This is a genomic window from Bartonella sp. 220B (genome assembly GCF_026930205.1).
Classification (GTDB): Bacteria; Pseudomonadota; Alphaproteobacteria; order Rhizobiales; family Rhizobiaceae; genus Bartonella.
Genome location: NZ_JANHOI010000029.1, coordinates 1 through 5,349, shown reverse-complemented (window position 1 = coordinate 5,349; position 5,349 = coordinate 1). Strand labels below are relative to the sequence as shown.

General features: G+C 41.1%; 6 protein-coding genes. 2 read left to right on the top strand and 4 right to left on the bottom strand.

The window, feature by feature from the left end; translation table 11 throughout:
• Positions 1-185 precede the first annotated feature (185 nt).
• Positions 186-1,352, top strand: coding sequence for a tyrosine-type recombinase/integrase (locus NPX99_RS08315; RefSeq protein ID WP_269031373.1), 1,167 nt, complete (start codon positions 186-188; stop codon positions 1,350-1,352).
• Between the two features lie 220 nt (positions 1,353-1,572).
• The gene (locus tag NPX99_RS08310) at positions 1,573-1,773 is read left to right on the top strand and encodes a helix-turn-helix transcriptional regulator (protein ID WP_004865796.1); all 201 of its coding nucleotides are present in this window, start codon (positions 1,573-1,575) and stop codon (positions 1,771-1,773) included.
• Between the two features lie 170 nt (positions 1,774-1,943).
• Here the strand turns inward: NPX99_RS08310 and NPX99_RS08305 are convergent, their stop codons facing one another.
• The 4 genes from NPX99_RS08305 to NPX99_RS08290 form a co-directional block, all read right to left on the bottom strand.
• Positions 1,944-2,351, bottom strand: a complete 408-nt coding sequence (locus tag NPX99_RS08305) for a hypothetical protein (RefSeq protein WP_269031372.1) — start codon at positions 2,349-2,351, stop codon at positions 1,944-1,946.
• Complete coding sequence (locus tag NPX99_RS08300; RefSeq protein ID WP_269031371.1) at positions 2,348-3,112, bottom strand: hypothetical protein; 765 nt, start codon at positions 3,110-3,112, stop codon at positions 2,348-2,350. The genes NPX99_RS08305 and NPX99_RS08300 overlap by 4 nt, the downstream gene beginning before the upstream one ends.
• 54 nt (positions 3,113-3,166) lie before the next feature.
• Positions 3,167-3,571 carry a hypothetical protein gene (locus NPX99_RS08295; RefSeq protein WP_269031370.1) on the bottom strand — a complete coding sequence of 135 codons (405 nt, stop codon included), beginning with the start codon at positions 3,569-3,571 and terminating at the stop codon, positions 3,167-3,169.
• Positions 3,572-3,591: 20 nt separating this feature from the next.
• On the bottom strand, positions 3,592-5,349 hold a 1,758-nt coding region (locus NPX99_RS08290; protein ID WP_269031369.1), incomplete at its 5' end, for a hemagglutinin repeat-containing protein.

The following is a 5,349-nucleotide window of genomic DNA, read 5'->3' as shown; positions in this document are numbered from 1 at the left end:
TATAACCGATACAAGATATTGATTTATAATGATAATTTACTGTTTTGCATGTTGAATGAAAGACCCGAATATCCTAAGATTCTCTCATTTCAAATCTGCTTATCTTGAATCAATCAAAATCATCCCCTTGCACATCACAAGTGGGATTAGTGTGTGGATAAAAAACCGTTTAGAAAGGAACAAAAATGCCTTTAATGAATCGTCTTAATGCAAGGGCTGTCGCAACATTGGGAGCTGGCAAATATAATGATGGTGCCGGCTTGTTACTTCATAAGCGTAAAGATGGTGGTGCTCAATGGATTTACCGATATACCATCCACGGGCGGCGTCGCGAAATGGGCTTGGGTGCTTTAAGAAATGTCTCTTTAAAAAAAGCTCGTGAATTGGCAACCCAATGGCGTTCTGTTTTGCATGAGGGGCGTGACCCTATTAAAGAACGTGAGAAACAAAAGCGTGAGGCAATGCGTAATCTGCATTATTTAAAAGATATTGCTTTAGATGCTTTTGAAACTCGTAAAGCTGAATTAAAAAATGACGGTAAAGATGGGAACTGGTTTTTACATTTACGCCTTCATATTCTCCCCCAATTAGGCTGCATCCCCATTTCAGAAATTACACAAACCGATATACGCAATACGCTTGCTCCCATCTGGCATACAAAAGCTGGAACTGCTCGAACGGCATTGATGCGTCTTAATCTTTGTTTCAAACATGCTGCCGCGTTGGGATTAGATGTTGATTTACAAGTAACAGAAAAAGCAAAAGCTTTGTTAGGTAAACAACGTCATAAAAAACAAAACTTACCAGCTATGGATTGGAGAGATATACCGGATTTTTATCAAACACTTTGCGAAACAACAGCCATAAAATGTCTGGCTTTGCGTCTGCTTATTCTGACAGGTGTTCGTACATATCCCTTGCGTCATATCCATAAAGATCAAGTTGATGGTGATATATGGACAATCCCCGCTGAAAATATGAAAGGAAGGCGTGATGCTACAACAGAGTTTCGCGTGCCTTTATCATCAGAGGCATTGGAAATTTTGAAACAAGCGCGCCTGCTTTCTCGTAATGATTTCTTTTTTTCTGCAAAAGGTCGTGGTCCTCTTGCTATTAAGTGCATGTCATATTACATGAAACAAACTGGGCTTAATGCATGCCCGCATGGGTTTCGTTCTAGTTTACGCGATTGGCTAGCAGAAACAACCGATGCTCCCTATGAGATAGCAGAAACCATTCTAGGTCATGTGGTCGGTGGACAAGTAGAACGTGCCTACCGTCGTACTGATTATCTAGAACAGCGCCGTGTTTATATGGATAAATGGGCGGCTTATGTCACGGGTCAATCTTAATAGATGGGGTCTTGTACCCCATTTTTATTCCATTATCTGTGGATAACTTTCTCTCTTCGTTCTCTCATTCTGTTTCAATAAGACTCATAAATTATCAAATGAGAAAATAGCTCATAAAATACTGTTTTTTATGAACAAACTTACTTTCCAATGATTCTAAAATATGGTTAATAAATGGTTATTGATTTGTTAATGTTTTTTGAGATTGAAAGGATAAGTTATGACTGAAAATGATGTTCTTCTTACAGACCGTGAAAGTGCAAAATTATTGCATATAAGCGTTTCAACATTCCGCCGTCATGTGACCAATGGATCTTTACCAAAGCCTTTAAAATTTGGTTCTTTATCGCGTTGGTTACAATCGGATTTGATGGATGTGATTGAAAAAGCCAAAACGCAACGTCAAAGTGACGCTGCATAAAAAAAAACCTTGTCACATAAGGATGGACAAGGCTTTCTCTTATAAACCGATAAGAATATAGCAAAATCCATCCTGTGACGCAACGTTATAGGATGATGGATTGAGAAAACAATCCCGCCATTCCAAGCGAAGGCAAAGATGGCTGAGTGTTGATCATCACCAAGCAAGAATTAAGGATAGCATTCATATTGTTCTGGATGTTTTTTACAAAACGGGCTATTTAAGCGCTTCTTGACACTTCGCTGTGGTATGACAGCTCCTGGACGACAAATGGATAAGTTTTCTTCTTTAAATGTATAACACCAGTTACCTCTCCCTTTATAGTGGAATCCTGCTTGGATCATACAAGCATGAATAGTTGCCCATCCATTATTGCTTACCTCTCTATTTTCTGAATCCTCATCATATGGGGTAGGCATTCCACATTCTAATAAGGCTTTTTTTATTTCAAGCTTATCTGCGCCGAGCTTCTTCCACCAATATACCTCTCCTGGGGGAGATTTGTCGATATTTGATATGTCACATCCAGAAATACTTAACAGAATGAACCCGCTCAATAACTTTAAGATTTGTTTCATTTTTTTCTCCATAAATAACCTAAATCTAAATTATCTAAAATCGAATAAACTGAATAAATCGGTAGAGTATGAGGTGTTCCATAACGCCCAATACATTCTTTACTCGCATTACCATAACAATTATGGGTACTAGGATCAGAGCCAAATATCGCTCCCCCTTGCTCTCTCAGTGGGAGTGCTGGTGGAAATAATAAATAGAATGGATTGAACGGCACCTTATAAGTAGTCGGTGGATTGCCGCCAAATCCTGTACCAATGGGGTCAAGTAGATGGTTTTGTAAATAAACATGATCTTTTTTCCCATCGCTTACGATATATAACGTATTTGCCATCGATAGAGAATTATAAGCAGGTCCAAAAAGATAGATATCTGTTTTTTGTCCTATACCGTGGATGCCACGCTTTTCAAAGTCATGCAATCCATTGCCAACTGTCGAGCTACCACGGCTATGCGCATCAATATGCAATCCTGTATTGCCATAAAGATACATTGTATTCTGAAACTTCTTGGTTGAATTACTCAGCCCCCAGCTATTACCTTCCAAAAGCTTCTGATAAGCTGCTACCCCTAACTCTACTTCCCAGTCTTTAGCTTGTGGGAAAACTGTAAAATAAAGCGGCTCATGATCATTATCAGCTAACTGGACCGCATTACGCGCTGCCTCATCTGGTGTGTTATAAATGCCATTGTAGAACATATGCCTGATGCCATCAGAACCTTTCTGTAAATGCTCCTTATCCTCATCCGTTAAAGAATGCATTCAGAGAAACAATCCCGCCATAAGAGCAGGATTGTTCATTATCACCAGAAAAAATTAAGGATAGCATTCGTATTGTTCTGGATGCTTTTTACAAAACGGGCTATTCAAGCGCTTCTTGACACTGCGCCTCGGGATCACGGCACCTGGACGACATATGGGAAGGTTTTTCTCTTTAAAAACATCACACCACGTTCCCACCTCTGTATCTTTATAGCGGAACCCTGCTTGAACCATACAAGCATCAATGGTTGCCCATGCATTATCGCTTAATTTTTTATTTTCTGGATCCTTATCATAAGGAGTTAGCATGCCACATTCTAACAATGCTTTTGCTACCTCCGTAAAATCTGCTCCAGGTTTCTCCCATGCAGTCAAGTATCCTGAAGGTGGTTTATTAAACTGGCACCCCGCTATACTCAATAGAGTTACAGCACCTAATAATTTTAAAATTTGTTTCATCTTTTACTCCATGATCTAATTCAAGGTTTTTGTTCTAGATGAGATGTGCCGTAACGCTTTTCACACATTTTGCCTGCATCTCCAAGACACGTATGGACGTTATAGGGATCTGAGAACATATTCCACCATTCTTTCAACATGCTACTACCAGCAGGCACGGTCTCGTAAGTAAAGCCATTGCCACCAATCCACCGACTAACAAAATCATATTTATGCCCATCAAAACCAACAGTGGTTTGTTTGCCTCTACTCACATAACTTAATAAACCTGCCATAGCCCCAGCGTTAGAAGCCGGTGCATAAAGATTAACATTTGTGTTATCTGCTCTATCCTGTACACCTTGTTGTTTTAAAGAATTCAGCGTATTATACAATGTCATGCCAGCACGACTATGTCCATAAAGTTCCAACCCCTTGTTGCCATAGCCATATATCAAATCTTTTGCTTCTTGTGCGGAATTGGTCAAACCCCAAAAGTTATTTTCCATAAACTTCTGATAGCCTGCAACCATCAACTCTGAAATAGCAGAATCGGCTTCAGGGAACACCACAAAATAGAGCGGTTCATTTTGATTTTTAGCGTGTTGAACCGCATAAACAGCTGCCTCTTCCGGCGGAGTAAAGATACCATTGAGGGACACATGCACCTTGCCATCAGAGCCAGCTTGTAAGTGCTGCTTTTCCTCAGCCGTTAAATAATGTACGTGAGGTATTTTTTGTCCACGAGCGTCTTTGATATACTGTCCATTTTCATCTTTGCGATAAATAATATTTCCGTTTTCATCACGGTCGACCACGGCGATGGGGTGCTCTTTGATAAACATGGTTTTATAGGATTCATCGCTGTATTTAAACCCTTCTTCTAAGAGTTGGGTTGCCATTTCGCGATTTTCATGAACCATTTGTTCCAGCCTGCCTACATCAAGCGGTTGTACACCCTGGTGGGCTGTAACAGTGTCGCGGTTAAGGGAGGCTATGGCTTGTTCCACATCTTGCCCTGTCAATGCCTTCTGCCCCGTTTCATCAGTAATGATGATGGTAGCATCGCTAATAGCGGATTTGGTTTCCCCTTCCACTGAATCCTGCTTTTTGGCATGATCTAAGACATTTTTGGCAATGTTTTTCCCAATGCCATATTTGCCCTCGTACATTGCACCACCCCCAGAAATGCTTAAACCTTGGCTGCTGGCTTGAGCATGAGCACTGTTGGTGATGTCACTGGTGGTAATGCTTCCTGTGGTCAGGCTGTTTTTGTCTGCTGAAGCCGTGCTGGCAATGATGCCCCCAGTCAGCGTTGTTTGGTCTTTTACCGTGAGTTCAAAGCCTCCCTCACCCGCTTTGATACCTGATTGCTCCACAACATTATGATAATCACTAGAGGATTTATCCTTGTTCAAGGAAATATTGGTTGTCGCTGCATCATCCTTTTTTCCATCATTAAACCCAATTGAAAAAGAATTTTGCTTGCTGGAGGTTTGACCCGTATCACTGCGACTGGTAATGGTCAAGCTTCCCCCCACATCCACTTTGACCTGATTTCCAGAAACTACAGCGCCTGCCAATGTGGTGTCCCCCCCACTGCTGGTATGAACAGTGCCCGTGCTTATAACATGGCTGTTCTTCTGGTGTACTTCTTCACTGGACCCCTTTCCTTTACCGAAAGAAGCATTGCCCATCCACCCTGGGCCACCCGTACCATAACTATACCCAACATTGACCGAAGCGCTTTCACTTCTGTTTTGTGTGCTTTGCGTGTTTTGAGCACTTTCAAAGGTGAT